The sequence below is a fragment of the Streptomyces sp. HUAS ZL42 genome (assembly GCF_040782645.1).
Lineage (GTDB): Bacteria > Actinomycetota > Actinomycetes > Streptomycetales > Streptomycetaceae > Streptomyces.
Genome location: NZ_CP160403.1, coordinates 5,604,675 through 5,631,265 on the forward strand (window position 1 = coordinate 5,604,675; position 26,591 = coordinate 5,631,265).

At 70.0% G+C, this 26,591-nt stretch carries 26 protein-coding genes and 1 tRNA gene; 9 read left to right on the forward strand and 18 right to left on the reverse strand.

The window, feature by feature from the left end; genetic code table 11:
- Positions 1 to 37: 37 nt before the first annotated feature.
- Entirely contained in the window at positions 38 to 535 is a 498-nt protein-coding gene (gene tamR, locus ABZO29_RS25850) for a MarR family transcriptional regulator TamR (protein ID WP_367322562.1), read from the reverse strand.
- Positions 536 to 623: 88 nt separating this feature from the next.
- On the opposite strand from tamR, the gene ABZO29_RS25855 reads away from it, so the two are divergent.
- Together ABZO29_RS25855 and ABZO29_RS25860 are read left to right on the forward strand one after the other, a co-directional pair.
- A complete protein-coding gene (locus ABZO29_RS25855; protein WP_367322563.1) occupies positions 624 to 1,436 on the forward strand; it encodes a trans-aconitate 2-methyltransferase in 813 nt (270 codons plus the stop codon).
- Positions 1,436 to 1,822: a VOC family protein gene (locus ABZO29_RS25860; RefSeq protein ID WP_367322564.1), complete on the forward strand. Its 387-nt coding sequence runs from the start codon at positions 1,436 to 1,438 to the stop codon at positions 1,820 to 1,822. Before ABZO29_RS25855 ends, ABZO29_RS25860 begins: the two co-directional genes overlap by 1 nt.
- Here the strand turns inward: ABZO29_RS25860 and ABZO29_RS25865 are convergent.
- From ABZO29_RS25865 to ABZO29_RS25880, 4 genes are read right to left on the reverse strand one after another with little or no spacing between them, the layout of a single operon-like run.
- Positions 1,797 to 2,045: a type II toxin-antitoxin system RelE/ParE family toxin gene (locus ABZO29_RS25865; protein ID WP_367322565.1), complete on the reverse strand. Its 249-nt coding sequence runs from the start codon at positions 2,043 to 2,045 to the stop codon at positions 1,797 to 1,799. The two genes, ABZO29_RS25860 and ABZO29_RS25865, sit on opposite strands and share 26 nt — an antisense overlap.
- On the reverse strand, positions 2,042 to 2,293 hold the full coding sequence (locus tag ABZO29_RS25870) for a type II toxin-antitoxin system Phd/YefM family antitoxin (RefSeq protein WP_367322566.1): 252 nt from the start codon (positions 2,291 to 2,293) through the stop codon (positions 2,042 to 2,044). Before ABZO29_RS25870 ends, ABZO29_RS25865 begins: the two co-directional genes overlap by 4 nt.
- 41 nt (positions 2,294 to 2,334) lie before the next feature.
- A complete protein-coding gene (locus tag ABZO29_RS25875) occupies positions 2,335 to 3,012 on the reverse strand; it encodes a TetR family transcriptional regulator (RefSeq protein ID WP_367322567.1) in 678 nt (225 codons plus the stop codon).
- Positions 3,009 to 4,019, reverse strand: a complete 1,011-nt coding sequence (locus ABZO29_RS25880; protein ID WP_367322568.1) for an acyl-CoA desaturase — start codon at positions 4,017 to 4,019, stop codon at positions 3,009 to 3,011. The genes ABZO29_RS25875 and ABZO29_RS25880 overlap by 4 nt, the downstream gene beginning before the upstream one ends.
- 309 nt (positions 4,020 to 4,328) lie before the next feature.
- Here ABZO29_RS25880 and ppc point away from each other — a divergent pair, with 309 nt between their 5' ends.
- Positions 4,329 to 7,061 (forward strand): phosphoenolpyruvate carboxylase, encoded by a 2,733-nt coding sequence (gene ppc / locus ABZO29_RS25885; RefSeq protein ID WP_367322569.1) that lies wholly within the window; start codon positions 4,329 to 4,331, stop codon positions 7,059 to 7,061.
- Between the two features lie 74 nt (positions 7,062 to 7,135).
- On the opposite strand, the gene ABZO29_RS25890 is transcribed toward ppc, so the two are convergent.
- The 8 genes from ABZO29_RS25890 to ABZO29_RS25925 form a co-directional block, all read right to left on the reverse strand.
- Entirely contained in the window at positions 7,136 to 7,801 is a 666-nt protein-coding gene (locus ABZO29_RS25890) for an LPXTG cell wall anchor domain-containing protein (protein WP_367322570.1), read from the reverse strand.
- 183 nt (positions 7,802 to 7,984) lie between these two features.
- Positions 7,985 to 8,488, reverse strand: a complete 504-nt coding sequence (locus ABZO29_RS25895; protein WP_367322571.1) for a hypothetical protein — start codon at positions 8,486 to 8,488, stop codon at positions 7,985 to 7,987.
- Between the two features lie 52 nt (positions 8,489 to 8,540).
- On the reverse strand, positions 8,541 to 9,143 hold the full coding sequence (pth, locus tag ABZO29_RS25900) for an aminoacyl-tRNA hydrolase (RefSeq protein ID WP_367322572.1): 603 nt from the start codon (positions 9,141 to 9,143) through the stop codon (positions 8,541 to 8,543).
- A gap of 69 nt (positions 9,144 to 9,212) precedes the next feature.
- Positions 9,213 to 9,812, reverse strand: a complete 600-nt coding sequence (locus ABZO29_RS25905) for a 50S ribosomal protein L25/general stress protein Ctc (protein ID WP_367322573.1) — start codon at positions 9,810 to 9,812, stop codon at positions 9,213 to 9,215.
- Between the two features lie 178 nt (positions 9,813 to 9,990).
- Positions 9,991 to 10,965, reverse strand: coding sequence for a ribose-phosphate diphosphokinase (locus ABZO29_RS25910; RefSeq protein WP_367322574.1), 975 nt, complete (start codon positions 10,963 to 10,965; stop codon positions 9,991 to 9,993).
- Positions 10,966 to 11,099: 134 nt separating this feature from the next.
- Positions 11,100 to 12,548, reverse strand: coding sequence for a bifunctional UDP-N-acetylglucosamine diphosphorylase/glucosamine-1-phosphate N-acetyltransferase GlmU (gene glmU / locus ABZO29_RS25915; RefSeq protein ID WP_367326248.1), 1,449 nt, complete (start codon positions 12,546 to 12,548; stop codon positions 11,100 to 11,102).
- Between the two features lie 131 nt (positions 12,549 to 12,679).
- Positions 12,680 to 12,750, reverse strand: a tRNA-Gln gene (locus ABZO29_RS25920).
- Between the two features lie 11 nt (positions 12,751 to 12,761).
- Positions 12,762 to 13,634 carry a hypothetical protein gene (locus ABZO29_RS25925; RefSeq protein ID WP_367322575.1) on the reverse strand — a complete coding sequence of 291 codons (873 nt, stop codon included), beginning with the start codon at positions 13,632 to 13,634 and terminating at the stop codon, positions 12,762 to 12,764.
- A gap of 166 nt (positions 13,635 to 13,800) precedes the next feature.
- Between ABZO29_RS25925 and ABZO29_RS25930 the strand changes: the two genes are divergently transcribed.
- The gene (locus ABZO29_RS25930) at positions 13,801 to 15,111 is read left to right on the forward strand and encodes a sensor histidine kinase (protein WP_367322576.1); all 1,311 of its coding nucleotides are present in this window, start codon (positions 13,801 to 13,803) and stop codon (positions 15,109 to 15,111) included.
- Positions 15,112 to 15,145: 34 nt separating this feature from the next.
- Here the strand turns inward: ABZO29_RS25930 and ABZO29_RS25935 are convergent, their stop codons facing one another.
- A complete protein-coding gene (locus tag ABZO29_RS25935) occupies positions 15,146 to 15,640 on the reverse strand; it encodes an SUKH-3 domain-containing protein (RefSeq protein ID WP_367322577.1) in 495 nt (164 codons plus the stop codon).
- 40 nt (positions 15,641 to 15,680) lie between these two features.
- On the reverse strand, positions 15,681 to 16,205 hold the full coding sequence (locus tag ABZO29_RS25940; RefSeq protein ID WP_367322578.1) for a YwqJ-related putative deaminase: 525 nt from the start codon (positions 16,203 to 16,205) through the stop codon (positions 15,681 to 15,683).
- Positions 16,206 to 16,516: 311 nt separating this feature from the next.
- Between ABZO29_RS25940 and ABZO29_RS25945 the strand changes: the two genes are divergently transcribed.
- The 3 genes from ABZO29_RS25945 to ABZO29_RS25955 all read left to right on the forward strand — a co-directional run bounded on the left by ABZO29_RS25945 (position 16,517) and on the right by ABZO29_RS25955 (position 21,525).
- A complete protein-coding gene (locus ABZO29_RS25945; RefSeq protein WP_367322579.1) occupies positions 16,517 to 17,542 on the forward strand; it encodes an SMI1/KNR4 family protein in 1,026 nt (341 codons plus the stop codon).
- 9 nt (positions 17,543 to 17,551) lie between these two features.
- Positions 17,552 to 20,449: an SUKH-4 family immunity protein gene (locus tag ABZO29_RS25950; protein WP_367322580.1), complete on the forward strand. Its 2,898-nt coding sequence runs from the start codon at positions 17,552 to 17,554 to the stop codon at positions 20,447 to 20,449.
- A 203-nt stretch (positions 20,450 to 20,652) separates the two neighbouring features.
- A complete protein-coding gene (locus ABZO29_RS25955) occupies positions 20,653 to 21,525 on the forward strand; it encodes a cellulose-binding protein (protein ID WP_367322581.1) in 873 nt (290 codons plus the stop codon).
- Between the two features lie 232 nt (positions 21,526 to 21,757).
- Here the strand turns inward: ABZO29_RS25955 and ABZO29_RS25960 are convergent, their stop codons facing one another.
- Both ABZO29_RS25960 and ABZO29_RS25965 read right to left on the reverse strand, forming a co-directional pair.
- Positions 21,758 to 23,404 carry a cation acetate symporter gene (locus ABZO29_RS25960; protein WP_367322582.1) on the reverse strand — a complete coding sequence of 549 codons (1,647 nt, stop codon included), beginning with the start codon at positions 23,402 to 23,404 and terminating at the stop codon, positions 21,758 to 21,760.
- Positions 23,401 to 23,853, reverse strand: coding sequence for a DUF485 domain-containing protein (locus ABZO29_RS25965; protein WP_367322583.1), 453 nt, complete (start codon positions 23,851 to 23,853; stop codon positions 23,401 to 23,403). Before ABZO29_RS25965 ends, ABZO29_RS25960 begins: the two co-directional genes overlap by 4 nt.
- A gap of 270 nt (positions 23,854 to 24,123) precedes the next feature.
- On the opposite strand from ABZO29_RS25965, the gene ABZO29_RS25970 reads away from it, so the two are divergent.
- Both ABZO29_RS25970 and ABZO29_RS25975 read left to right on the forward strand, forming a co-directional pair.
- On the forward strand, positions 24,124 to 24,336 hold the full coding sequence (locus ABZO29_RS25970) for a hypothetical protein (protein ID WP_367322584.1): 213 nt from the start codon (positions 24,124 to 24,126) through the stop codon (positions 24,334 to 24,336).
- Positions 24,337 to 24,377: 41 nt separating this feature from the next.
- The gene (locus ABZO29_RS25975; RefSeq protein ID WP_367322585.1) at positions 24,378 to 24,749 is read left to right on the forward strand and encodes a hypothetical protein; all 372 of its coding nucleotides are present in this window, start codon (positions 24,378 to 24,380) and stop codon (positions 24,747 to 24,749) included.
- A gap of 65 nt (positions 24,750 to 24,814) precedes the next feature.
- On the opposite strand, the gene ABZO29_RS25980 is transcribed toward ABZO29_RS25975, so the two are convergent.
- Positions 24,815 to 26,314 carry an MFS transporter gene (locus ABZO29_RS25980; RefSeq protein ID WP_367322586.1) on the reverse strand — a complete coding sequence of 500 codons (1,500 nt, stop codon included), beginning with the start codon at positions 26,312 to 26,314 and terminating at the stop codon, positions 24,815 to 24,817.
- Between the last annotated feature and the right edge of the window lie 277 nt (positions 26,315 to 26,591).

Consider the following 26,591-nt stretch of genomic DNA (forward strand, 5'->3'; position numbering starts at 1 on the left):
CCTCCCGCGTCTCCGGCAGGATCCGCCCGGCAGTGCCTCAGCCGGGGATGTTGTCGAACGGGGCGGTCAGCTGGCGTAGCAGGCCGGCCAGTTCGCCGCGCTGGGCGCGGGAGAGCTCGGCGAGGATGGCCCGTTCCTGGTCGAGGAGTCCGGCGAGGGCCTGGTCCGCACGGTCCCGGCCCTCGTCCGTCAGACGGACCAGGACACCGCGCCGGTCGCTCGGGTCCGGCAGTCGTTCCACCAGGCCCTTCTTCGCCAGGCGGTCGATGCGGTTCGTCATCGTGCCGGAGGTGACCAGGGTCTGGGTGAGCAGCTGTCCCGGTGAGAGCTGGTACGGGGCTCCCGCGCGCCTGAGCGCCGTCAGGACGTCGAACTCCCAGGGCTCCAGCTGGTGCTCGGAGAACGCCAGACGACGTGCCCGGTCCAGGTGCCGGGCCAGCCTGCTCACCCGGCTGAGCACCTCGAGCGGTTCCACGTCGAGGTCAGGGCGCTCCCGGCGCCACGCTGCGACCAGCCGATCGACCTCGTCCTCCATGGCGATCAGTGTAGTGGTTGTGTCGACATGAAGTCTCTTGATGTGAAGTCTCTTGACATCGAGATAATTTCCCTGGGAGTGTGGAGCCATGACCACGCCGACCTGGGACCCCGCCCAGTACCTGCGTCACGCCGGCCACCGTGCCCGCCCCTTCACCGACCTCCTGGCCCGCGTCCCCGAGCTGCCCGGCGACCCGCCCGCCATCGCCGACCTCGGCTGCGGCCCCGGCAACGTCACCGCGATCCTCGCCGACCGCTGGCCCACCGCGCGGATCGTCGGCCACGACAACTCCGAGGAGATGCTCGACAAGGCCCGCGTCGACCACGGGGGCACCACGCCGGGCGGCGGCCGCCTCGACTTCTCCTACGCCGACGCCCGCACCTGGGTGCCCGAGGAGCCGTACGACCTGATCATCAGCAACGCCACCCTGCAGTGGGTCCCCGGGCACGCCGACCGCTTCGCCGACTGGATCGGGAGCCTCGCCCCCGGCGGCACCTTCGCCTTCCAGGTGCCCGGCAACTTCGACGCCCCCAGCCACCGGCTGATGCGCGACCTCGCCCACTCCGCGCGCTGGCGGGACCGCCTCGCCGAGACGCTCCGCCACGACGACGCCGTGCTCGCGCCCGAGGCCTACCTGGAGAAGCTGGCCGACCTCGGCTGTGACGCGGACGTGTGGGAGACGACGTACGTGCATCTGCTGCACGGCGAGGACCCGGTGCTCGACTGGGTGAAGGGCACCGGCCTGCGGCCCGTCCTCACCGCGCTCGCCGACGAACCCGCCCTGCGCGAGGAGTTCCTCACCGAGTACCGGGCCGCCCTGCGCGAGGCCTATCCGGCCGGCGGGCACGGCACGCCGTTCCCCTTCCGCCGGGTCTTTGCCGTAGCCCGCAGGAAGGCCTGATGATCACCGCTGTCGACCATGTCCAACTGGCAGCACCGCCCGGCTCCGAGGACCGGCTGCGCGACTTCTACGCCGGTGTCCTCGGTATGACCGAGCTCCCCAAGCCACCGGCTCTGGCGGCGCGGGGCGGGTGCTGGTTCCAGGCCGGTTCTGCGCAACTGCACCTGGGGATCGAGGGCGACTTCAGACCGGCGAAGAAGGCCCACCCCGGGCTGCGGGTCGCGGACATCGAGGCGTACGCCGCCCGGTTGGAGACCCGCGGGGTCCCGGTGACCTGGGACGACAACCTGCCCGGCCACCTGCGCTTCTACGCCTCCGACCCGGTGGGGAACCGACTGGAGTTCCTGGAGCCCACAGCGATCAGGAAGTGCGGCCCAGATGGGTGACGAGGATGTGGATCACCTCGTCGTCGATGACGTATATGACCCGGTAGGCGCCCACGCGCAGGCGCCGGATGTCGACGCCGTAGGCGGTGGAGCTGAGGGGGCGTGGCTTCTCGGCGAGCGCGTCGACGGCTTCGTAGACCGCGGCGAGTCCGGTCGGGTCGTCTTTGAGGAACCGGACGGCGGCGTTCGTGGCGCTCGGCTCCCAGATGATGCGGTAGGTCACGGACGCAACCCCAGGATGCGTCCCACTTCCTCGTGCGGGATGCCCTCGCCGAGCGTGCCTTCCGCCTTGCGCCGCTGATAGTCCGCGACAGCCAGGGCATCTTCGAGATCCTCTATCACCTGCGGCGAGACCAGCAACGCCGCCACGTGTCCGTGATCGGTGAGGGCGATGGTCTCGCGGCTGTGGGCCGCACGCCGGACCAGGTCGCCAAGCTGGGCACGGGCCGCACTGATGGTGATCTCAGTCATGCGCACATGATGGCACAAGATTAATCTTGTGCGCTGATGATTCAGCTTTTCCGGTGCCCGATCAGTCGCGGCCTCTGCTCCAGCCCGTCCAGCCCGTGCCACGCCAGGTTCACCAGATGCGCCGCGACCTCCGCCTTCTTCGGGCGGCGTACGTCCAGCCACCACTGGCCGGTCAGCGCGACCATGCCGACCAGGGCCTGCGCGTACAGGGGCGCCAGCTTGGGGTCGAAGCCGCGGCTCTTGAACTCGCGGCCCAGGATGTCCTCGACCTGCGTGGCGATGTCCGAGATCAACGAGGCGAAGGAACCCGTCGACTGCGGGATCGGGGAGTCGCGGACCAGGATCCGGAAACCGTCCGTGTACTCCTCGATGTAGTCCAGCAGCGCGAAGGCCGCCTGCTCGCACAGCTCGCGGGGATGGCCCGCCGTCAGGGAGCTGGTCACCATGTCCAGCAGCCGGCGCATCTCGCGGTCCACCACCACCGCGTACAGGCCCTCCTTGCCACCGAAGTGCTCGTACACGACAGGCTTGGACACCCCGGCCTTCGCCGCGATCTCCTCCACCGACGTGCCCTCGAAGCCCTTCGCGGCGAACAGGGTGCGACCGATCTCCAGCAGCTGCTGACGGCGCTCGGCACCGGTCATCCGGGTGCGGCGCGCGCGCCGCTGCTTGTCGTCTCTGGGGGTGCTGCTGGAGTCGGTCGCCACGGCGTCAATCATGCCGCCTCGGCGGTCTCCTTCCGGCGCCGGGAGCCGTCCTCACCCGAGTTGCGACGCGAATCGATACGCGAGCGTGACGGCCAGCGCACGTCGTACGCCCAACCGAGCTGTTCGAACCAGCGGATGATCCGCGCCGAGGAGTCCAGCTGCCAGCGCTCCACACCGTGCCGCGCGGACGTCGGGTCGGCGTGGTGCAGGTTGTGCCACGACTCGCCGCAGGACAGCACCGCCAGCCACCACACGTTGCCGGAACGGTCACGCGACTTGAACGGCCGCTTGCCCACCGCGTGGCAGATCGAGTTGATCGACCACGTCACGTGGTGCAGCAGGGCCACCCGCACCAGGGAACCCCAGAAGAACGCCGTGAACGCGCCCCACCACGACATGGTGACGAGACCGCCGATCAGCGGCGGCAGCGCCAGGGACACCACCGTCCACAGCACGAACTGCCGCGAGATCGTCCGGATCGCCCTGTCCTTGATCAGATCCGGCGCGTACTTGTCCTGCGGCGTCTGCTCCTCGTCGAACATCCAGCCGATGTGCGCCCACCACAGGCCCTTCATCAGCGCCGGGACCGTCTCCCCGAACCGCCACGGCGAGTGCGGGTCACCCTCCGCGTCCGAGAACTTGTGGTGCTTGCGGTGGTCGGCGACCCAGCGCACCAGGGGCCCCTCCACCGCCAGCGAACCCATGATCGCCAGCGCGATCCGCAGGGGCCGCCTGGCCTTGAAGGAGCCATGCGTGAAGTAACGGTGGAAACCGATGGTGATGCCGTGACAGCCGAGGTAGTAGAAGAACACCAGCAGGCCGAGGTCCAGCCAGCTCACCCCCCATCCCCACGCCAGCGGCACGGCCGCGAGCAGCGCGAGGAACGGGACGGTGATGAAGAGCAGAAGAGTGATCTGCTCGATCGAACGCTTCTGCTCACCGCCCAGGGTGGCGGAAGGCAGTGGGGTGTCGTCGTTCGCCTTCGGGGCGTCTTCGATCACATCGGAGCTCGTGGTCATGCGCGTCCCCTGTGGGGTCGAGGGTGGAGGCAGGCGCCGGACGGCTCTGGGAACCGTGCCCAAGTCCCGTTACAACGAGACCTACGGTTCCGTAACCTACGGCGTCGTAAGTATGGCAGCGCGTCGCCCTGCGGCAAGAGCCCGCGAGTCTGCGCGTCCGCATGGACACCTATCCTTGGAGTCGGTCGGACAGCGCGGTCCGCTCTGATTTCTTCCCGGATGTCCGGCCCGTATGCGGCACCCGCCGCGCGAGGACGACATCCGTGTTCCCCTCCCGGACGAGCTTCAACACTGCAAGGAGCCGCACCTGTGAGCAGTGCCGACGACCAGACCACCACGACCAGCAGCGAGCTGCGCGCCGACATCCGCCGGCTGGGCGACCTCCTCGGCGAGGCCCTCGTCCGGCAGGAGGGCCCCGAGCTGCTCGACCTGGTCGAGAAGGTCCGCCGCCTCACCCGAGAGGACGGCGAGGCCGCCGCCGAGCTGCTGCGCGGCACCGAACTGCAGACCGCCGCCAAGCTGGTCCGCGCCTTCTCCACCTACTTCCACCTGGCGAACGTCACCGAGCAGGTCCACCGCGGCCGCGAACTGCGCGCCCGGCGCGCCGCCGAGGGCGGCCTCCTCGCCCGCACCGCCGACCGCCTCAAGGACGCCGACCCCGAGCACGTACGCGAGACGGTCAGGCACCTCAACGTGCGCCCCGTCTTCACGGCGCACCCCACCGAGGCCGCGCGCCGGTCGGTCCTCAACAAGCTCCGGCGCATCGCAGCACTCCTCGAGACCCCCGTCATCGAGGCCGACCGCCGCCGCTACGACACCCGCCTCGCCGAGAACATCGACCTCGTCTGGCAGACCGACGAGCTCCGCGTCGTACGCCCCGAACCCGCCGACGAGGCCCGCAACGCGATCTACTACCTCGACGAACTCCACGCCAACGCCGTCGGCGACGTCCTGGAGGACCTCACCGCCGAACTGGAACGCGTCGGAGTCCAGCTCCCCGACGACACCCGCCCCCTCACCTTCGGCACCTGGATCGGCGGCGACCGCGACGGCAACCCCAACGTCACCCCCGCCGTCACCTGGGAAGTCCTCATCCTCCAGCACGAACACGGCATCAACGACGCCCTGGAGATGATCGACGAACTCCGCGGCTTCCTCTCCAACTCCATCCGCTACACCGGCGCCACCGAGGAACTCCTCCAGTCCCTGCGCACCGACCTCGACCGCCTGCCCGAGATCAGCCCCCGCTACAAGCGGCTCAACGCCGAGGAGCCCTACCGGCTCAAGGCCACCTGCATCCGGCAGAAGCTCGAGAACACCAAGCAGCGCCTCGCCAAGGGCACCCCCCACGAGCCCGGCCGCGACTACCTCGGCACCAACGAACTCCTGCAGGACCTCATCCTCATCCAGACCTCGCTGCGCGCACACCGCGGCGGCCTGTTCGCCGACGGCCGCATGAACCGCATCATCAGAACCCTCTCCGCGTTCGGCCTGCAGCTCGCCACCATGGACGTACGCGAACACGCGGACGCCCACCACCACGCCCTCGGCCAGCTCTTCGACCGACTCGGCGAGGAATCCTGGCGCTACGCCGACATGCCCCGCGAGTACCGCACCAGGCTCCTCGCCAAGGAACTGCGCTCCCGCCGCCCCCTCGCCCCCACACCGGCACCCGTGGACGCCGCCGGCGAGAAGACCCTCGGCGTCTTCCAGACCGTCAAGCGCGCCCTGGAGATCTTCGGGCCAGAGGTCATCGAGTCGTACATCATCTCCATGTGCCAGGGCGCCGACGACGTCTTCGCCGCCGCCGTCCTCGCCCGCGAGGCCGGCCTGATCGACCTGCACGCCGGCTGGGCGAAGATCGGCATCGTGCCGCTCCTGGAGACCACCGACGAGCTCAAGGCCGCCGACACCATCCTCGAGGACATGCTCTCCGACCCCTCCTACCGGAGGCTCGTCGCCCTGCGCGGCGACGTCCAGGAGGTCATGCTCGGCTACTCCGACTCCTCCAAGTTCGGCGGCATCACCACCTCCCAGTGGGAGATCCACCGCGCCCAGCGCCGACTGCGCGACGTCGCCCACCGCTACGGCGTACGCCTCCGCCTCTTCCACGGCCGCGGCGGCACCGTCGGACGCGGCGGCGGCCCCTCCCACGACGCCATCCTCGCCCAGCCCTGGGGCACCCTCGAAGGCGAGATCAAGGTCACCGAACAGGGCGAGGTCATCTCCGACAAGTACCTCATCCCGTCACTCGCCAGGGAGAACCTCGAACTGACGGTCGCCGCCACCCTCCAGGCCTCCGCCCTGCACACCGCCCCCCGCCAGTCCGTGGAGGCGCTCGCCCGCTGGGACGCGGCCATGGACGTCGTGAGCGACGCCGCACACGCCGCCTACCGCAGGCTCGTCGAGGACCCCGACCTCCCGGCGTACTTCTTCGCCTCCACCCCCGTCGACCAGCTCGCCGACCTGCACCTCGGATCCAGGCCCTCGCGAAGGCCCGACTCCGGCGCCGGACTCGACGGCCTGCGCGCCATCCCCTGGGTCTTCGGCTGGACCCAGTCCCGGCAGATCGTCCCCGGCTGGTTCGGCGTCGGCTCCGGCCTCAAGGCCCTGCGCGAAGCCGGACTCGACACCGTCCTCGACGAGATGCACGAGCAGTGGCACTTCTTCCGCAACTTCGTCTCCAACGTCGAGATGACCCTCGCCAAGACCGACCTGCGGATCGCCCAGCACTACGTCGACACCCTCGTCCCCGACGACCTCAAGCACGTCTTCGACACCATCAAGGCCGAACACGCGCTCACCGTCGCCGAAGTCCTGCGCATCACCGGCGAGAAGGAACTGCTCGACTCCCAGCCCGTCCTCAGGCAGACCTTCACCATCCGCGACGCCTACCTCGACCCCATCTCCTACCTCCAGGTGACCCTCCTCAAGAGGCAGCGCGACGCCGCAGCCGCCGGCGACGAACCCGACCCGCTGCTCGCCCGCGCCCTGCTGCTCACCGTCAACGGCGTGGCCGCCGGTCTGCGCAACACCGGCTGACAACCGCCCCGGACACGACGAACGGTGCCCCCGAGCCCAGAGCTCGGGGGCACCGTTCGTTGCCTTCGGCCGGCTCAGCCCTGCTGGGCCTTGCGGCGACGGAACACCAGGTAACCACCGGCACCCATCAGCACGGCCGCGACACCCGACAGCAGACCGACCGGAGCACCGTTACCGGTCTCCGCCAGGTCCCCCGTGCTGCTGCCCTGCGCGGACGGCGACGGGTTCGCCGACCCACCGGCACCCACAGACGGGGACGGGCTCGCCGTACCCTCCACGGACGAACTCGGGGACGCCGACGCGGACGGGTTCGAACCGCCGCCCCCCTCGGAGTCCTCGCAGTCCGTCCAGAACACCTTGTGCTTCGCGGCACCCTTCTCGCCGTCGAAGTTCCAGAACAGCTTGTAGTGCCCGTCGGGCAGCGACAGGTCCTCCGTACGGCCGTGACCGTCGGCGTCCAGCGTGATCTCGCCGGACTTCACCGTCTCGCCCTTGACGTCGGCGGTCGGCGCCCACGCCTCGATGTGCCAGTCGACCTGCTGAACGCTGTCGAACCCGAAGGCGTCCAGATAGAACGTGCAGACGTGCGGCTCGTTGCGCCGCAGCTCCTCGCCGGTCTTGGCGTCGTGGATCTTCACGGTGCCGTTGTCACCGGGAGTGGTGGCGTAGGCGGAAGGGGTCGCGAGCAACGCGGCCGCGGCGACGGCGGACAGGGCGCCGGCGCGGGTGAGGGTTCGCATGGGGCAGTAGTCCATCTCCGAGAAACGAAACGGGAAGACGTGGAGGGGGCGGCTCAGCATCCAGCCTCGGCCTAAACCAGGTCAATCACGAACCGACAACACTCAGGCCCCCCACATAACTGGAGAGCGCCGAAAACCCTGGGAATGTTACGAACCCCGGGACAGAAGCTGACGAATGCCGCGTCAGATCACCACGAACGCCGCCGTCAGCAACGCCACACCCGACCCCGCCAGCACCCAGCCCACCCTGGCCCGACCCAGCCCGCCCGCGACCACCACCGACGCCAGCAGCAACGCACCGCCCAGCGGAACCCACGCGAACAGGATCCCCGCGGGACCCGAGCGCACCACCACGTCCGTAGCCGGCTTCACCACCACCGTGTACGTCCGCCCCTTCTTCACCGCGACGGACTTCTCGATGACCACCCGCTCCCGCGCAGTCGCCCCCTCCGACACCGGCGTGAACGGCCCCGCGCACATGTCCGCACCGCACGCCGTCACCCGGATCGTGCCGCTCTCCCGGCCCTTCGTCAGCATCACGTGCTGCGCGGCACCCCAGGAACCCCAGACACCCGCGATCAGAATCAGCACGGCGAGCGTACCCATCGCCGCGAGCCGCCCGAACCGCAACGCGGCGACCGGGGCCTGACGGGACGAGGTGGCTGTGGCAGGCATGGCCGGGATCATTGGTCATGCCTCGACGGCGAGTCAACCCCGGCCCGCCAGGTGGGCGGACAAGTCAGGAGTTGTACGTGCTTTGCGCCCGCTCCAGCCCCTCGATCACCAGGCACTCCACCGCGTCCGCCGCCCGATCCACGAAGTAGTCCAGCTCCTTGCGCTCCGCGGAGGAGAAGTCCTTCAGCACGAAATCCGCGACCTGCATACGACCCGGCGGCCGCCCGATCCCGAACCGCACCCGGTGATAGTCCGCCCCCATCGCCTTCGTCATCGACTTCAACCCGTTGTGCCCGTTGTCCCCGCCACCCAGCTTCAGCCGCAACGTCCCGTAGTCGATGTCCAGCTCGTCATGCACCGCCACGACATGCGACAAAGGCACCTTGTAGAAATCCCGCAGAGCGTTCACCGGCCCGCCCGACAGATTCATGTACGACATCGGCTTCGCCAGGATCACCCGCCGGTTCGCCGGCCCGGGCGGCCCGATCCGCCCTTCCACGACCTGCGCCTGCGCCTTCCCCGCCCGCTTGAACCTCCCCCCGATCCGCTCCGCCAGCAGATCGGCCACCATGAAGCCCACGTTGTGCCGGTTCCCCGCGTACTCCGGACCCGGATTGCCCAGGCCCACGATCAGCCAGGGCACGTTGGCATCGGTCGTCACGTGCATGTCTCCTTGATACGCGCCAGCCGCTGCCCCCGGAGGGAACAGCGGCTGACGAAACGACGACGGTGAGGATCAGGCCTCGGCGGCCTCTTCGCCCTCCGCGGCCTCCTCGCCCTCGGGGGCCTCCTCCGCCTGCGCGGCCAGGACCTGCAGGACGACCGCGTCCTCGTCGACGGCCAGCGTCACGCCGTTCGGCAGGGGGACGTCCTTGGCCAGGACGGAGTCACCGGCCGACAGACCCTCGACGGAGACCGTGAAGGCCTCGGGGATGTGCGTCGCCTCGGCCTCGACCGGCAGCGCGTTCAGCACGTGCTCCAGCAGGTTGCCACCCGCGGCCAGCTCGCCCTCGGCCTGCACCGGAACCTCGACCGTGACCTTCTCGCCCCGCTTGACCAACTGCAGGTCCACGTGCTCCAGGAAGCCCTTGATCGGGTCGCGCTGCACGGACTTCGGGATCGCCAGCTCGTTCGTCTTGCCGTCGATGTCCAGGGAGATCAGGACGTTCGGCGTACGCAGCGCGAGAAGAAGGTCGTGACCCGGAAGCGTCAGGTGCAGCGGGTCCGAACCGTGGCCGTACAGCACACCCGGAACCTTGCTGTCACGACGGATACGACGGGCGGCACCCTTGCCGAACTCGGTGCGCGTCTCGGCGGTGAGCTTCACCTCGGACATGTTCACTCCTCGTAGTAGTGGGTACAGGAGTCACCCGGCCACACGAACGGCCTGCTACGAAGAGCGCGTCGATAACGGACCGCCGTACCGAAGAACGAGTACGGCCTCCCTCGCCGAGCAACTGCAACAGCGTACTCGGCGGGAAGGCCGTACCAGAAATCGATCTTCCAGATGATCGTTACTGCTCGTCGAACAGGCTCGTCACCGAACCGTCCTCGAACACCTCACGCACCGCACTCGCGATCGTCGGCGCGATCGACAACACCGTGATCTTGTCCAGATCCAGCTCACCCGGCGTCGGCAGCGTGTTCGTGAAGACGAACTCACTCACCTTCGAGTTCTTCAGACGGTCGCCCGCCGGACCCGACAGCACACCGTGCGTCGCCGTCACGATCACATCCTCGGCACCATGCGCGAACAGCGCGTCCGCAGCCGCGCAGATCGTGCCACCCGTGTCGATCATGTCGTCGACCAGCACACACACCCGGCCCTCGACCTCACCCACGACCTCGTGCACCGTCACCTGGTTCGCCACGTCCTTGTCGCGACGCTTGTGCACGATCGCCAGCGGCGCACCCAGCCGGTCGCACCAGCGGTCCGCCACCCGCACCCGGCCCGCATCCGGAGACACGACCGTCAGCTTGTCCCGGTCGACCTTCCGACCCACGTAGTCCGCCAGCAGCGGCAGCGCGAACAGGTGGTCCACCGGACCGTCGAAGAAGCCCTGGATCTGGTCCGTGTGCAGATCCACGGTCAGAATCCGGTCGGCACCGGCCGTCTTCATCAGATCCGCGATCAGACGCGCCGAAATCGGTTCACGCCCACGGTGCTTCTTGTCCTGCCGCGCGTAACCGTAGAACGGCACGATCACCGTGATCGAACGCGCCGACGCACGCTTCAACGCGTCGATCATGATCAACTGCTCCATGATCCACTTGTTGATCGGAGCCGTGTGGCTCTGGATCAGGAAACAGTCCGCACCACGCGCCGACTCCTGATAACGGACATAGATCTCACCATTGGCGAAGTCGAAGGCCTTCGTCGGGACAACCCCGACACCCAACTGCTGGGCGACCTCCTCGGCAAGCTCGGGGTGTGCGCGGCCGGAGAAGAACATCAACTTCTTCTCGCCGGTCGTCTTGATCCCGGTCACAGCACTGTCTCCTCAGAGGTGTCGCAGCTGGGTGTCGAGCAGACCTCGCCACTGGGCGTGAGAGGTCGTCTCAGCTGGTGGGGTGCGGGTGTGCACCTATCACGGTACGCCGTGTCCGGCGCACCCGTTTCCGGTCAGCCTGCGCTTTCGCCCTGGCGGGAGGCCGCCTCGGCCGCCTTCGCAGCCGCACTGCCCGGACGCTTACGAGCCACCCAACCCTCGATATTCCGCTGCTGACCACGGGCCACAGCCAGCGAACCGGGCGGCACATCCTTCGTGATCACAGAGCCCGCCGCGGTGTACGCGCCGTCCCCGATAGTGACAGGAGCCACAAACATGTTGTCCGAACCCGTCTTGCAGTGTGAGCCGACGGTCGTGTGGTGCTTGGCTTCACCGTCATAGTTCACGAAGACACTCGCGGCACCGATGTTCGTGTACTCACCGATCGTCGCGTCACCGACATAGGAGAGGTGCGGGACCTTCGTCCCCTCGCCGATGGAAGCGTTCTTCGTCTCGACGTACGTACCGATCTTGGACTTGAGGCCGAGGCGGGTGCCCGGCCGGAGGTAGGCGTACGGCCCCACCGTCGCCTGCGGACCCACGAACGCCCCGTCCGAGACCGTGTTGTCCACCCGCGCCCCCGCACCCACGTGCGTGTCCTTCAGCCGGCTGTTGGGACCGACCTCCGAACCCTCGCCCAGATGCGTCGCGCCCTGCAGCTGCGTACCCGGGTACACCGTCACGTCCTGCTCGAACGTGACCGTGACATCGACCCACGTGGTCGCCGGGTCCACGACCGTGACCCCGGAGAGCATGGCCGCCGTCAGCAGCCGGTCGTTCAGGATGCGACGGGCCTCGCTGAGCTGCACACGGTTGTTGATGCCCGCGATCTCCCGGTGGTCACCGGCCACGGAGGCCCCGACACGATGACCGGCCTCGCGCAGAATCCCGAGGACGTCCGTCAGGTACTCCTCGCCCTGACTGTTGTCCGTACGCACCTTCTTGAGGGCGTCCGCGAGAAGCTGCCCGTCGAACGCGAACACACCCGAGTTGATCTCACGGATCGCCCGCTGTTCGTCGGTGGCGTCCTTGTGCTCGACGATGGCGGTGACGGCACCCGTGGCGTCGTCGCGGACGATACGGCCGTAACCCGTGGCGTCCGGAACCTCGGCGGTCAGGACCGTCACGGCGTTGCCGTCGGTGTGGTGCGTGGCCGCGAGCTGCCTGAGCGTCTCGCCCGACAGCAGGGGAGTGTCCCCGCAGACGACGACCACGGTCCCGTCCACGCCGCCGCCGAGCTCGTCGAGAGCGATACGGACGGCGTGGCCGGTGCCGTTCTGCTCCGCCTGGACAGCGGTACGGACGCCCGGGTCGATCTCGCTGAGATGCGCGGTGACCTTCTCACGCGCGTGCCCGACCACGACGACCAGGTTCTCGGGGTCCAGCTCACGGGCTGCGGCCAGCACATGGCCCACGAGGGAACGGCCGCAGATCTCGTGCAGGACCTTGGGTGTGGCCGACTTCATACGGGTGCCCTCACCCGCTGCGAGTACGACGACGGCTGCCGGGCGGATGGCGCTCACGGGGATGCCCTTCGGCTTTGGTGGGGTGGGGGTGGACATCCGCAGGATACCGGGGCGTTTCTTGGGGGACATGGGTTCGGGTCCTGACCGAGGTGGGTCAGGACCCGAGCTGAGGTCTTGTGTGCTGTGGGCTCCCGGAGAAGGATTCGAACCCTCATTCAACGGACCAAAACCGTTTGTCCTGCCTTTAGACGATCCGGGATAGTTTGCAGGCTATGTCCGATTCGAGTGATCGGCTTCGCGTGCGGACTCCACTATGCCGTACCAAGAGCCCTCGATGCGACGGTACAAGTCGGCACCCTTCAGGACTTTGATCACCAGGCAACCCCGGTAGGAATCGCCGACGTTCTTGCGAACCGTCTTGGGGTTGTGCTTCTTGAGCACCGTCTTGTTGAACGCTGAGAGGTCTGCGCCGACGAGGTCAGCCCAGTACTGCTCTGCACCTGCCACGTCCGCGGTCTCGTGGATCATGACGCAGTACCGCAGACGCTCGCGCTCGATTCGGAGTAGGTCGAGCCAGGCGAGGAAAACCTTGATCATGCCTGGGTCGCTGTTGACAAAGGTGACGTTCTCGCGGCGGTCGTACGGCTTGTCCTTGCCGCCCTCGGCCCAGTAGAGGCCGACGCCCACCAGGAACAGCTCGCGCGTCGAGAGCTGTCCGACCTCTTGCTTGGCGGCATCCTTGGTGCGCTGCCGCTCCTGGTCGCGGAGCTGCAGCTTGGCCTCCCAGCCTCGCCGGGCGATCGCCGAAGCCTCCTCGGGGGTCCGCTTGCGTTCCGGCTTCGGAAGGTCCCGAACCCATAGCGACACCGAACTCCTCGAGCAGCCCAGCTCCGCCTCGATCTGGTCGTACGTCCACCCCTGTCGGCGCAACTCCCGCGCCTTCTCCCGTAGGTCGTCCTTCGCGTTGGGGCGCTTGGTCCACTCCGGCGGCGGCTCCCCTTTCACGAGTTGGTTGAGGATGTCGTTGTTGAAGATCTTCAGCTCGTCCCGGATCTGCCGAAGGCTGTAACCCCCGCGCCGCAGCGCGACCGCCCTCTCCCGCAACCCCTCGAAGTCCGCGTACTTGCCATGGGTATGTGCCATGCACATACCGTCCAGCCGGAATGGCTGGTTCCGGCCTCGAACGGACGTAGTTCAGCAGTTCGAGGGATACCGGCTGGTTTCGTCGTTCTTCGGTCACTGAGTGTGGTGTAGGCCAGTCGTTGAAACTCGCCGGAAAACCTGTGGCGGCCGCCCGTAGGCTGGATGCATGACCACGACGGGGGAAGACCAGGCGACGGCCCGGGGAGGGCCGTGGTGGTGGACCAGGTGGCGCAGTGTGGTGCTGGACGCGACTCTCGCGGTCGCGTCCGCGGTGGAGTGCGCGGTCGAGGGGGTTCCGTTCGCCCGGGACGCCGGGATTCCGCTCGCCGCGGGGGTGGTGTTCGGACTGCTCGCCGGTTCCGTGTTGCTGATCCGGCGGAAATGGCCGATTGCCGTCGTGCTCGTGTCGATCGCGATCACGCCCGCCCTGATGGGTTTCCTGATGGGCATCGTGGGTCTGTACACGCTCGCCGCGTCCGAGTTGCCGCGGCGGATCATCGGTTCGCTGGCGGGGATGTCGCTGGTGGGGACGCTCATCGTGACGTTCGTGCGGGTGCGGCAGGACATGGCGCAGGGGGATCTGCGGCTGGGGGACTGGTTCATACCGTTCGCTTCGATCACGACGTCGCTCGGGTTGACGGCACCTCCTGTGCTGCTCGGGTTGTACGTGGGGGCGCGGCGCCGGTTGATGGAGAGTCTGCGGGAGCGTGCGGACAGTCTCGAGCGGGAGTTGATGCTGCTGGCGGAGCGGGCGGAGGAGCGGGCCGAGTGGGCGCGTGGTGAGGAGCGGACGCGGATTGCGAGGGAGATGCATGACGTGGTCGCGCATCGGGTGAGCCTCATGGTCGTACATGCGGCTGCTCTTCAGGCCGTGGCGCGGAAGGATCCCGAGAAGGCTGTGCGGAATGCCGTGTTGGTGGGGGACATGGGGCGGCAGGCGTTGACGGAGTTGCGGGAGATGCTCGGGGTGCTGCGGAGTGGGGAGCAGCGGGAGCGTTCGGCGTCGCTGCCGTTGGTGGCGGTGGGGGTTGCCGCGGCGGAGGCTGCTTCTCGGCTGGTTGAGGACGAGGGTGGGGCCGAGGGGCCGTGTCTGTCGGAGTTGGAGGAGTTGGTGGGGCAGTCGGCGGCTGCGGGGATGGTGGTGGATCTGACGGTGGAGGGGGATGCGCGGTCGTATGGGCGGGAGATCGAGCAGACCGCGTATCGGGTGGTTCAGGAGGCGTTGACGAACGTGCACAAGCATGCGGCGGGGGCGAAGACGCATGTGCGGTTGGCGCATCGGGTGTCGGAGATCGCGATGCAGGTGGAGAACGAGCCGCCGCCGGAGGTGTCGTCGGCGTCGTCGGCTCGGTTGCCGTCGGGCGGCAACGGGTTGGTGGGGATGAAGGAGCGGGTTGCGGGGTTGGGTGGGGTGTTCGTGTCGGGGCCGACGGATGCGGGGGGTTTTCGGGTGTCGGCGGTGATTCCGGCGTCGTAGGCGTCGTAGGCGTCGTGGGGGCTGTTTGTGCTGGTCAGCCTGCGGTGAGTCGTACGGGTTCGATGCCGGAGACGAGGGCGGCGAGGGCTTGGTCGATGTCGGGGCCGAGGTACCAGTCGCCGGTGTGGTCGAGGGTGTAGGCGCGGCCTTCGGTGTCGATGGCGAGGAGGCCGTGGGTGTGGGTTTCGGCGCCGAGGGGGCAGAGGTCGGTGTCGAGGGCGCGACCGAGGTCGCTGAGGGTGCGGGCGAGGTGGAGGCCGTGGAGGGGGTCGAGGTGGAGGGTGGCGGGGGCGACTTGGCGGCCGGGTCCGCTGGGGGTGATGTGGAGGCCGCCGAATTCGGCCCAGGCTTCGACGGCGGCGGGGAAGACGGTGTGGCGGTGGCCGGCGGGTGAGATGTGGTCGCGGAGGGTGTCGGCCCAGATCTCGGCCTGTTTGATGTCCCAGCGTCCGGGTTGCCAGCCGGCTTCGCGGAGGGCGGCGTCGACGGGTACGGGGAAGCGGGTGGTGGAGGTGCGGTCGGTGTGCATCTGCCCTCTTGGGTGTGTGTTCCTTCGGGGTCCGGTGGGGTCAGTCGTCGGTCGCTGTCGGGTCGACGATGCGGACGCCGAAGTGGTCGCTGAGGGCGGTGCAGGCGCGGCAGGGTGTGGCGAAGCTGCCGTGGAGGGGGTCGCCGTCCTCGCGGATGCGGCGGGCGGTGAGTTTGGCCTGTTTGAGGGCTCTGCGGGCTTCGCCGTTGGTCATGGGTTTCCGGGCGGCGCGTCTGCTGCGGGCGGCGTCGGTGACCGCGATGTGGCGGGAGATGAGGAGTGCTTCGGCGCAGCGGCCGGTGAAGCGGTCGCGTTGGGCGCTGGTGAGGGTGTCGAGGAAGTCCTGGACGAGGGGGTGCAGGGCGGGGGGCTGGTCGCCGCGGGCGGCGGTGCCGGTGAGGGTGGCGCCGCGGACGGAGAGGGCGGCGGCGATGGTGGGGAGTATGCCGTCGCGGCGGTGACGGAGGGTGGGGATGTGGGGGGTTGTGGTGCTGCTCCAGCCGATGCGGGGGTCGCCGGATCGGCTGTTGTGCGGTCCGGTTTGTGTGGCGTTCATGATCGTCATCCCCTCCCGAGCATCCCCCCGGCGGATCCAGGGTGCCAAATCGCGTGGCTGGTGCGGAAGCTGGGGCGGGGCGACACGCCCGCGTTTGGGCGGGCTGTCACGGCGTTGTGACGGCTGGTCACGGAAGTGGAGCGCCGGTGACCGGTGTCGTCGTACCGCATAGGCTGTCGGCACCGCGATAGGTGCGGTCAACGCGCGTCGGTGACCGTTGGAGACAGTCGAATACGGGTCGTGGTGGGGCGAACCGGAAGCTGTGTGCGACCGGTTTGGTCCGCTTCGGGTCGTACAGAGTGCCGCAGGGGGCAACCGCCATGACGACAGGTCGGCTCGGGCAGCAAGCCGCGCCGCCGAACGCGGCCTATGCCGGGCAGGTCGTGCATTTCCCGGATCCGGTCCGGGCCGCCCGTCACCCGAGAGGGGTACGGATGGACGAGCACGGTTACCCCGAGTTCTCGCCGTATGCGCGTGCGGCCGCGGAGATCGCGGAGCCGCCTGAGGGTTTCGGGGTCGACGAGCTGCGGCTGACGGACTATGTGTCGGCGAACGCGGCGTTGGCGGCGAGTGGGCACGAGTTGTGGGACACGGTGCCGAATGTGGCGACGCCGCACGGCTGGACGTGGCATCACGTGGTGGGTACGCGCCGGTTGGAGCTGGTGCCGGTCGAGGTGAAGGCGTTGCTGCGGCATCACGGTGGTGTGGCGACGGCGGCGGTGAATCACGGCAAGCGGGGTACGCGGCCGTTGCAGGAGACGCGTCCGGCGCATTTCGGTCTGCCGAAGTCGGGTGTGGCGGTGACGGAGCAGCAGGTCCAGGGGGTCGAGGAGGATCTGGGGTACCGGCTGCCGGGTCCGTACCGCTCGTTCCTGAAGGCGGCGGGTGGCTGCGCTCCCGTCGGGGCCGCGCTGGACGCGGAGTTGGGGCTGCTGGTCGACCAGCCGTTCTTCACGGTGCGGGACGAGGCGGCGGTCAACGACCTGGTGTACGTGAACAAGTGTCTGCGTGACCATCTGACCAAGGACTACCTGGGCGTCGGCTTCGTCCAGGGTGGTCTGCTGGCCGTGAAGGTGAAGGGCGAGCGGCTCGGTTCGGTGTGGTTCTGCACGTACGACGACGCGCGGGACGTGGATCCGGCGTGGCCGCCGGCGGAGCGTGTGGAGCGGCTTCTGCTGCCGTGCGGTGAGGACTTCGATGTCTTCCTGTCGCGGCTGGCGGGCAATCCGCCGGAGTTGGAGACGGTGGCGAACCTGATGGTGGACGGCGGGTTCGCGCGTGCGGTGCCGGTGGCTTCGGAGTCGTCGGGCTCTTCGGTGTCTTCGGCGTTCTCGGCGGGGGAGTGAGTTTCGGCGATGGTGACGTTTGCACAGGCGCAGGAGCGCGCGGAAGAGTGGATCAACGGGGATGTTCCGGCGTACCAGCATCGTGAGGTGCGGGTACGGGAGTTCGAGCTGGGTTTCGTGGTGTGGGGAGAGGACCGTGCGGACGGGCCGCGTTCGGACGGGGGTGGGCAGCGGCTGGTGATCGCCCGGGACAGCGGGGAGGCCACGTTGTGGCCCGCGCTGCCGGTGGGTGAGGTGATCCGCCGGTACGAGGAGGAGTACGGCGGTCCGGACGGCGGGGCTGAGCCGGCGCAGGCGCCCGCGGCTCGGGTGGATCTGAACCAGACGTCGTTCTTGTTGTCTCCGCCGGAGTGGTTGCAGGAGGCGGCGGACAAGCTGGGGATTCCGGATCGGCGGTCCGGTGCCGGGGCGTCGTCGGGGGGCGGTTCGTCGCTTCCCGAGACGCAGGGTGGGGTGCCGGCGGGGGCGGGTTCCGCTGGTGCCGGTGCGGATTCGGGTGCGCCTGGCGTGCCTGCCGGGGCTACGCCCTGGGCCGGTACGGACACCAATGCGGACGCCGGTGAGGACCGTTCCGTGCCGTTGCCGGCGACGGTGTTCGCGCCTCAGTTGAGCGATGCCGACGCCGCGCTTCCGCCGGACGCCCAGACGGCGTTGATGGAGGGCGGCAGCCAGCTTCCGCCGACGGCGGTGGCGCCGGCGATGGACGCGCCGGGCGTGCCGAAGGCGCCGGGTGCGCCGGGTGGTCCGGGTGCGTCAGGGACTTCGGGGGCGCCGGGGACTTCGGGGGCGCCCGGTGTTCCGGGTGCTGCGGGTGCGCCTGTGCCGGGCGTCCCGCAGGGCAGTGCGCCTCCGCCTCCGCCCGCACCTTCGCCGGGTGCGCGGTCCTACGGCTATCCGCAGGGTCCGGGTGCTCCGGGTGCTCCGGGTGGGCCCGGTACTCCGCATCCTCCGCACGCGCCGGGTGCGCCGTCGTACGGCTATCCGCAGGGCCCGGGTGCTCCGGGTGCTCCGGGTGGGCCGGTGGTGTCGCAGGGGAGCACGCCTCCTCCCGCTCCGGGTGCACCGTCGTACGGCTATCCGCAGGCGCCGGGCGGTCCGGGTGCCGTGCCGGCCGGTGGTCCGCAGGGCACGCCTCCGCCTCCGGCCGGTCCGAACGCGCCGGGGCGGCCGCTCGCGCCGAATGCCGGGGAGATCGCCGACGCCGCGACCAGCAAGGCGGCTCCGCCGCGTCGTGGGCGGGGTGCGGGTGCGAACCCGCCGCCTCCGCCGGGTGCGCCGGGGGCTCCGGGCGCGCGCCCGGGAAGTACGCCGCCGCCTCCGCCGTCCGGTCCGGGTGCGCCCGGTACTCCGGCGGGCGGGTATGTGCCGACGCAGCTTGTGTCGGCACTGAGTCCCGACGGTCCTGGGGGCCCGTCCGGTCCGGGTGCGCCGCAGGGCCCGGGGGCTTCGGGCGCCCCGGGTGCGCCGAACGCGCCTGGCGCGCCGAATCCGCCTGGTACCCCCGCTCCGCCCGGTGCGCCGAACACGCCCGGTGGTACGCCTCCAGGCGGTGTTCACCATGCCGCCACGATGCTCGCCGACCCGAGTCGGATGGGCCCGGGCGGGGGCGCTCCGCAGCCTCCGGCCGGCCCGGGTGTGCCGAACGCGCCGGGCGGATCCAACCCGCCGGGCGCGCACGGATCTGCGGGGGGCGCGTCCGGTGCCGTGCACCATGCGGAGACCGTGCTGGCCGCGCCTTCGGTGGCCGGCCCCGGCGTACCTCCGCCGCCGCCTCCCGCCGCACCCGGATTCCCGGGCGCACCCGGTGCTCCTGGCGCGCCCGGGGTGGCTGCGGGCGCCCCGCAGCCGATGCCGCCGGGTGCCGTGCCGCCGCCGGGTCAGCCGGGGCCGGGGCTGCAGCCGCCGGCGTACGGCTATCCGCAGCAGGGTGGCCGGCCGACGGTCGGACCGGGCTATCAGGCCGTGTTGCGCTACCGCGCCCAGGACGGTTCCGAGCAGCAGCTGATCCGGCGTTCGGCGCCGGGGACGCCGCACCCGGAGTGGCAGATCTTCCACGAGTTGCGGGCCATGAACGTGCCGCCGGACCAGGTGCTGGAGCTGCACACCGAGCTGGAGTCGTGCGAGCTGCCGGGTGCGTACTGTGCGCGGATGATCCGGGAGCAGTGGCCGAAGGCGCGGATCACGAGCATCGCGCCGTACGGCACGGACCACGCGAGCCGGCAGCAGGGGATGCGGCAACTGCTGGCGCACCAGGGCGAGTTGCACCAGGTGGCCGACGGTCCCGCGCGTCCCGCGCCGGTGCGGGCGCCGTTGCCGCAGGTGCAGCAGGCGCCGCCGATTCCGCCGGAGGGGATCGGGCAGGAGCTGGCGGCGGCGTTCGGGCCGGGGGTGTTCCGGTTCGAGCAGGCCGCGGTGTCCCGGCAGGGTGTGCCGCCGATCGTGGCGCACACCCTGGTGGTGGCGGGGCTGCCGGCGGACATGGGTCCGTTCTTCTGGGCGCAGGCTCAGCCGGGGCGGCCGGTGCCGACGCTGGCGGAGCTGGCGCAGGAGCGCGGGGTGCAGCCGGCCTCGGACGCGGGCTCGTACCTCGTCATGGGCAGCGACTTCGGCAAGGCGATCTGTGTGCAGTACGGGACGGCGAACATCGTCGCCGTGCCCGTGGAGGCGGGGCCGGGCGGGGCGCCCGTACCGCCGCAGTTCGTGAACACGGGTCTGCCGGAGTTCGCTCGCTGCCTGGCGCTGCTCGGGCGGATGTGGCGGCTGCGGTTCGGCCTGAACCAGGAGCAGGCGGGCCGCTGGACCGTCGATTTCCAGGCCCAGTTGGCCTCCCTCGATCCGGCGGCGCTCGGTTCGCCGGAGAGCTGGTGGTCGGTGCTGCTGGAGCAGATGTGGGACGGACTGCTGTGACGCGGCATCGCCGCTGACGTCGTACATCGATGTCGAAAGGCCGGGCCCGGTTGGACCACCGGGCCCGGCCCTTTTCTGTGCGCGTCCTGGCCGGGCCTGTGATCTCTGCGCGGAGTGTCGCGTTATGAACATTTCCGTCCGATACATCAAGATGTGCGCCAAATCATCGATTTCGCGTGCGTTCGGCGGAGAGGGGTTCCAGGATGAGCAGCGCAGCGGTCTCGCCTCATGGCTTCGTGGCCGTACGGGGGCGTGGCTACCGTCCCGAACAGGTCGACGCTCATGCCGACGCCCTCTCCCGGGACCGGGACGCCGCCTGGGAACGCGCCGCGCGACTCACCGTGCTCGCCAGGGACATGGAGGCGGAGGCGGAACGGTGGCGGGAGGCCGTGGCGCAGCTCGCTCCGCAGACGTACGAGTCGCTGGGGGAGCGGGCGCGGCGGCTGTTCCAGCTCGCGGGGGAGGAAGCGGCGCTCGTGCGCGAAGGCGCGCGGGGCGCGGCGCAGGAGCACCTCGCGCAGGCCGAGTCGTGTGCCCTCGGCGTGCGTGGGGCGGCGCAGGAGTACGCGGACGAACTCCGCGCGGACGCCGAGGAACGCGCCCGCAGGCGGTTGCTCGCGGCGCGCGCCGAGGCCGACGACATCCGCGTCACCACCCGGCGCGAAGTGAAGGAGAGCCGCACCGAGGCGCTCGCCGCACTGCGCGAGATGCGGCAGCGCACCACCGCGATGCTCGCCGAGCAGGAGAAGGAGCACGCCGAGCGCTGGGCCGAGGCCGAACGGGAGGAGGCCGAGCGGGGGGCTGCGCTGGACGCACACCACGTGCACCTGGTGGCGCGCGCCGAGGCGGCACTGTCCGACGCGAAGCAGGCGTTCGCGGAGGCGGAGGAGTCGGCGCGGCGGTGGCAGGAGGAGGCGCGGGTGCGGGCCGCGGAGCTGCTCGCGGAGGCGCGGGTGCGGGAGGAGGCGATCGCGGGGGAGACGGAGCGGGTGCTGCGGGAGCACGGGGAGCGGTGGGACGACGTGCGGGCGCAGATGGATTGTGTGCGGGACAGTCTGAGTGCCTTGACGGAGTGACGGAGTGACGGAGTGACGGAGTGACGGGGAGTGCGGAGGGCCGGAGTGACGGAGTGACGGGGAGTGCGGAGGGCCGGAGTGACGGAGTGACGGAGTGACGGGGAGTGCGGAGGGCCGGAGTGACGGAGTGACGGGGAGTGCGGAGGGCCGGAGTGACGGAGTGACGAGGAGTGCGGAGGGCCGGTCTTGAGCCCGCACGTCGGCCTGTGCGGGTGGGTGGGCGCAGCTCGTATCAACTCCCTTTCCGCACCGCCCCCGCCAGAATCCACCCCTCCACCGCCTCGTACTGCCGGCGCTGTTCCTCTGCCTTCTCCCGGCCGGAGGCCACGGTGCCCAGCCAGCCGAAGGCGAAGCCGAGGGGGATGGTGACCAGGCCCGTCGTCGTGAACGGGAACCAGTTGAAGTCGGCGTCGGGGAAGGCGGAGGCGGGTGAGCCGGAGACGAGGTTCGTGCCCGGCATCAGCAGCAGGACGGCGAGGGAGCCGCCGATCAGAGTGCACAGCAGGCCTGTCCGGGTGTAGCGGCGCCAGAAGAGGCTGTAGACGAGGGCGGGTGCGAGGGCGGACGCGCCGAGGCAGAAGGAGAAGGTCACCAGGGGCTGCAGGCTGCGGTGCTGGACCAGCGTGGCCAGGAAGACCGCCAGGACGCCGACGGCCAGGGCGGAGAGGCGGGCGAGGAGCATTTCGCGGCGCGGGGACATCTCCCGCACGCGGGCCGCGAACACGTCGTGGGCGAGGGAGTTGGCGCAGGCGAGGATCATTCCGGCGACCGAGGCGAGCACGGTCAGGAAGATGGCCGTGGTGACGGTCGTGAACAGGAGGGTTTCCGCCGTCGACACGTCGGGACCGAAGGCCGCGCGCGAGCCCAGCAGGTACGCCGTGTTGCCCTGCGGGTCGGCCTGCGCGATGACCGCCCGGCCGATCAGGGCGGTGGCGCCGAACCCGATCACCGTGATGACCAGCACGAACACGGCCACGCTCGACACCGCCCAGGACATCGACCGGCGCACCTGGCGGGCGCTGGAGGCGGTGTACATGCGCATCGTGACGTGGGGGAGGCAGGCGCCGCCGAGGACGACGGTGAGTTCCGAGGTGATCATGTCGAGGCGCGGGCTCGCCCCGCCCGTGAACTGCAGGCCCGACTGCAGGAAGGCCGGTCCGACCCCGCTCTGTTCGGCCGCCGCGTCGAACAGGGCGCCCGGGTTCCAGTCGAAGCGGTTCATGATCAGTACGGCGACGACGGCGCCCGAACCGACCAGCATGACGATCTTCAGGATCTGGATCAGGGCGGTGCCCTTCATGCCGCCGATCGCCGCGTAACTGATCATCAGCGCGCCCATCCCGATGATGCAGGCCGTCTTCACCGAGTCGCCGGAGAAGCCCAGGATGAAGGCGAGCAGTTGTCCGGTGCCGGCGAGCTGTACCAGCATCATCGGCAGGAGCGCGGCCAGCGTGACCGCGCACGCGGCGATGCGCGCACCGCGCCCCGGCATACGGCGTGCGAGGGCGTCCCCCATGGTGAACCGGCCTGCGTTGCGCAGGGGTTCGGCCAGCAGGAACATCAGCAGCATCAGCGACAGCGCCGTACTGAGGGCGAGGACGATGCCGTCGTAGCCGCACAGCGCGATCACACCGCCCGTGCCCAGCACGGTGGCCGCGGATATGTAGTCGCCGGCGATCGCCAGGCCGTTGCGCAGGGGGGACAGGGAGCGGTAGCCGGTGTAGAACTCGTCGAGGTCGTCGCGGTCCGGGCCGGTCATCACGCACAGCAGCAGCGTGATCGTGGCGACGGCCGTGAAGGCCACCAGGGACATCGTCTGCGCGTCGCCGCTGAACTCCGTGATCGTGGCGGCCGCCCGGATCGCGCCGGGCTGCGTCATCGGACGGCCTCCCGCTTGGCGTCCACCTCGGCCTGTCTGCGGATGCGGTCGGCGAGCGGGTCGACGCGACGGCGGGCCGTGTGTTCGTACAGGGCGATCGCCAGGCAGGTGACGGGCAGTTGGAGCAGGGCGAGCAGCAGGCCGACGGGCAGTCCGTAGGTGACGCGGCTCGTCATGAACGACGGTGCGAACGCGGACAGGAGCAGGAACAGCGTGAAGTAGCCGAGCGCGGTGAGCGTGGCCACGCGCCGCTGCCAGCGGTAGGCGCTGCGCAGGATCCGCAGGTCGCTGTGGTGGCCGAGCGGTTGGCGGCGGGGCGGGCGCCGCGGCGCGGGTTCCTCCCGCCGCACGGGCTGCCACGGGTACGTCAGATGGGACGGCGACGAGACCGGCGGCACGGCGGGGCGCGGCGGCGGGTACGGATATGACGGGGACGGGTCGTAGCTCATCCCGGTGCTCCTTGCTCGGCTCGGGTCCATGGCGGTGGACCGCAGGGAGGTTGGGGGGTGCGGGCCACGCACGCTACTCGGCCGCTCGAACATGCGCGGGCGTTTCACCAAACTGAGCGGTCGGTATGCGCTTACTACGCCAAAGCCGCGCTGACCTGCGGTGTTACCCGCGTTAACCGCAAGGCGGGCCCTCCACGTCTGTGTGACACCTGTGGCTTTTGTGAGTCGTGATTCAAGATTTTCGGTTGGGTAAAGAAGTGATCGCCGGTTATGACGGAAAGGCAGCCCGGTCCACCGCCGACGGCGTACTCGGTGGAGTTCTACCTGCTGCCGGGCGGATCCGAGTTCCTGTGCGCGATGACCCGCGGTTTCGAGGAGGAGGAACTGTTCTTCCTCGCCCGGCAGGACGGCAAGCGGCTGCCCGCGGCATTCGTCGTGGAGGCCGTACGGATCGCGGAGTCGGAGCTGAGCGGCATGTCGTGACACTGCCCGCCGGCTCTGTCCCCGGGCCCCGCCGGAGCCGCGTGCTTCCGGCGGGGCCCCCGCGTGCGGCCCAACTCCTGCCGCTCTCCCTGGCGTTCACGGGCCTCGTCCTCGTGCTCGCACTGTCCGACGGTCTGACGTCCTACGGACTCGGTGAGTTGATGGCGCCCTGGCTACTGGTGTGGCTGTGCGCACTGCTCGCCCTGACGTACGACGGCAGCGCGCGGCACGGCATACGGGCGACGACCTGCGGTGTGCTGGGGTTCGTGCTCGTGGGGTCGTTCAGTCAGGCCGGTCAGGCCGGGGTGCCCCGGGAGTTCCTGGATGCCGCGGTGCGCATCCTGCTGGGGTTGCCGACGGTCGTGCTGCTGTGTCTGCCGGAGGCGTCGGCCTGGTTCAGGCGGGCGAAGTGACCGGCCTGACGTGGGGTTCGTGGCGGAGCCGGTGACGCGGGGTCACAACGGTGCGCACCGGTAGGTCAATCCTTGATCACCGGGAAGCGGCGTGGGGCCAGGAACAGCAGGACCAGGAACGCCAGCGCCGCCGCGCCCGCCGCCCCCAGGTACACCGCGTGCACCGCGTCCGCGATCGCCCTCCGCGTCGCCTCCGGGGCCCTGCCGTCGTCCAACGTGCGCGTGACGGAATCCAGATCGCTTGCCCCGCCCAGCCGCGCGGCCAGCACCCCGTTGGCCACCGCACCGAAGACGGAGGCGCCGATCGTCTGGCCGGTCTGGCGGCAGAAGAGGACGGAGGCGGTCGTCGTGCCGCGTTCCGACCAGCCGACCGTGGACTGGACGCCGACGATCAACGGCAACTGGAACAGGCCCAGCGCGCCGCCCAGCAGCAGCATCAGCAGGGTCGGCTGCCAGGCCTCGCCGGGATACGGCAGGAACGGGAACGCGAACAGGATCAGCGCGGCCGTGCCGATGCCCAGCATCGCCGTGTCGCGGAAGCCGATCCGGCGGTATATGTGCTGGCTGAGCGCCGCGGACACCGGCCAGCTCAACGTCCATACGGAGAGCACGAACCCGGCGGCGACCGGGGAGAGGCCCAGCACCGACTGCGCATACGTCGGGAGGAACACGCTCGGCGCCACCATCAGCAGCCCCAGCGCACCCAGCGCCAGGTTCACCGCCGCGATCGTACGGCGGCGCCACACCCAGCCGGGGATGATCGGCTCGGCCGCCCGGCCCTCGACCACCATGACGAGTGCCACCAGCGCCGACCCGATGGCGAACAGCGCGAGCGACGGCGCGGACAGCCACGCCCACGCCACTCCGCCCTGCACGAGCGCCGTGAGGAGCACACCGCCGCACGCGAACACCGCCAGCGCGCCCGCCCAGTCGACACGCGCGCGTGCACGCGATTCCCGCTCCGGCTCGTGCAGATGACGCACGATCAGCCACAACGCCACGGCCCCGACGGGCAGATTGACCAGGAAGATCCAGCGCCAGTCCGCGTACGCCGCGAGCACACCGCCCAGACCCGGGCCCGCGACCGCCGACACCGCCCACACCGTGGACAGCTTCGACTGGATCTTCGGACGTTCCTCCAGCGGGTAGAGATCGGCGGCGAGCGTCTGCACCGTGCCCTGCAGCGCACCGCCGCCGAGCCCCTGCACTACGCGGAACGCGATGAGCGCGCCCATGTTCCAGGCGAGCGCGCACAGCAGTGAGCCCAGCAGGAACACCGACGCGCCTGCGACCAGCACGGGCTTGCGGCCGAAGGTGTCGGAGAGCTTGCCGTAGACGGGGAGGGTGACGGTCACGGCCAGCAGGTAGCCGGAGAACAGCCACGAGAAGACGGAGAAGCCGCCGAGGTCGCCGACGATCTGCGGTACTGCGGTGGAGACGACCGTGGAGTCGAGGGCCGCCAGCGCCATGGAGAGCATCAGTGCGGCGACGACGGCGCCGCGCCTGCGGGTGTCCTGGGGCCGGTCGGCCGCCGTGGTCCGTGCCTCGGTGTCCTCCTGATCCACGGGATTCCTTTCCCCTTGCACCTATCTGACCCGGACAGCTTCCCACTTGACCCTGACGCCACGTGAGGGTGGAGCCTGACCGGGCCGGCGGGTGGAGCCGACCCGGAGAGCGGCTCCACCCGGCGGTGGACTGCCCCTAGGGGCACCTCCGTACTACGGCTCGGGGACGGTTCGTACCGCCGGAGGAGGAGACGGCAGGGGGGCCGTCCTTAATCTGGCTTTACGCCGCCGGGGGCGCCCAACGCCACCGTCGGAGGGTGGGGTTAACCCCCCGGAA

Bases quoted from the DNA above. Each gene is read 5' to 3' on its own strand.
- tamR (WP_367322562.1), bottom strand. From the start codon at position 535: ATGGAGGACGAGGTCGATCGGCTGGTCGCAGCGTGGCGCCGGGAGCGC.
- ABZO29_RS25855 (WP_367322563.1), top strand. From the start codon at position 624: ATGACCACGCCGACCTGGGACCCCGCCCAGTACCTGCGTCACGCCGGC.
- ABZO29_RS25860 (WP_367322564.1), top strand. From the start codon at position 1,436: ATGATCACCGCTGTCGACCATGTCCAACTGGCAGCACCGCCCGGCTCC.
- ABZO29_RS25870 (WP_367322566.1), bottom strand. From the start codon at position 2,293: ATGACTGAGATCACCATCAGTGCGGCCCGTGCCCAGCTTGGCGACCTG.
- ABZO29_RS25875 (WP_367322567.1), bottom strand. From the start codon at position 3,012: ATGATTGACGCCGTGGCGACCGACTCCAGCAGCACCCCCAGAGACGAC.
- ABZO29_RS25880 (WP_367322568.1), bottom strand. From the start codon at position 4,019: ATGACCACGAGCTCCGATGTGATCGAAGACGCCCCGAAGGCGAACGAC.
- ABZO29_RS25890 (WP_367322570.1), bottom strand. From the start codon at position 7,801: ATGCGAACCCTCACCCGCGCCGGCGCCCTGTCCGCCGTCGCCGCGGCC.
- ABZO29_RS25895 (WP_367322571.1), bottom strand. From the start codon at position 8,488: ATGATCCCGGCCATGCCTGCCACAGCCACCTCGTCCCGTCAGGCCCCG.
- pth (WP_367322572.1), bottom strand. From the start codon at position 9,143: ATGCACGTGACGACCGATGCCAACGTGCCCTGGCTGATCGTGGGCCTG.
- ABZO29_RS25905 (WP_367322573.1), bottom strand. From the start codon at position 9,812: ATGTCCGAGGTGAAGCTCACCGCCGAGACGCGCACCGAGTTCGGCAAG.
- ABZO29_RS25925 (WP_367322575.1), bottom strand. From the start codon at position 13,634: ATGGCACATACCCATGGCAAGTACGCGGACTTCGAGGGGTTGCGGGAG.
- ABZO29_RS25930 (WP_367322576.1), top strand. From the start codon at position 13,801: ATGACCACGACGGGGGAAGACCAGGCGACGGCCCGGGGAGGGCCGTGG.
- ABZO29_RS25935 (WP_367322577.1), bottom strand. From the start codon at position 15,640: ATGCACACCGACCGCACCTCCACCACCCGCTTCCCCGTACCCGTCGAC.
- ABZO29_RS25940 (WP_367322578.1), bottom strand. From the start codon at position 16,205: ATGACGATCATGAACGCCACACAAACCGGACCGCACAACAGCCGATCC.
- ABZO29_RS25945 (WP_367322579.1), top strand. From the start codon at position 16,517: ATGACGACAGGTCGGCTCGGGCAGCAAGCCGCGCCGCCGAACGCGGCC.
- ABZO29_RS25950 (WP_367322580.1), top strand. From the start codon at position 17,552: ATGGTGACGTTTGCACAGGCGCAGGAGCGCGCGGAAGAGTGGATCAAC.
- ABZO29_RS25955 (WP_367322581.1), top strand. From the start codon at position 20,653: ATGAGCAGCGCAGCGGTCTCGCCTCATGGCTTCGTGGCCGTACGGGGG.
- ABZO29_RS25960 (WP_367322582.1), bottom strand. From the start codon at position 23,404: ATGACGCAGCCCGGCGCGATCCGGGCGGCCGCCACGATCACGGAGTTC.
- ABZO29_RS25965 (WP_367322583.1), bottom strand. From the start codon at position 23,853: ATGAGCTACGACCCGTCCCCGTCATATCCGTACCCGCCGCCGCGCCCC.
- ABZO29_RS25970 (WP_367322584.1), top strand. From the start codon at position 24,124: ATGACGGAAAGGCAGCCCGGTCCACCGCCGACGGCGTACTCGGTGGAG.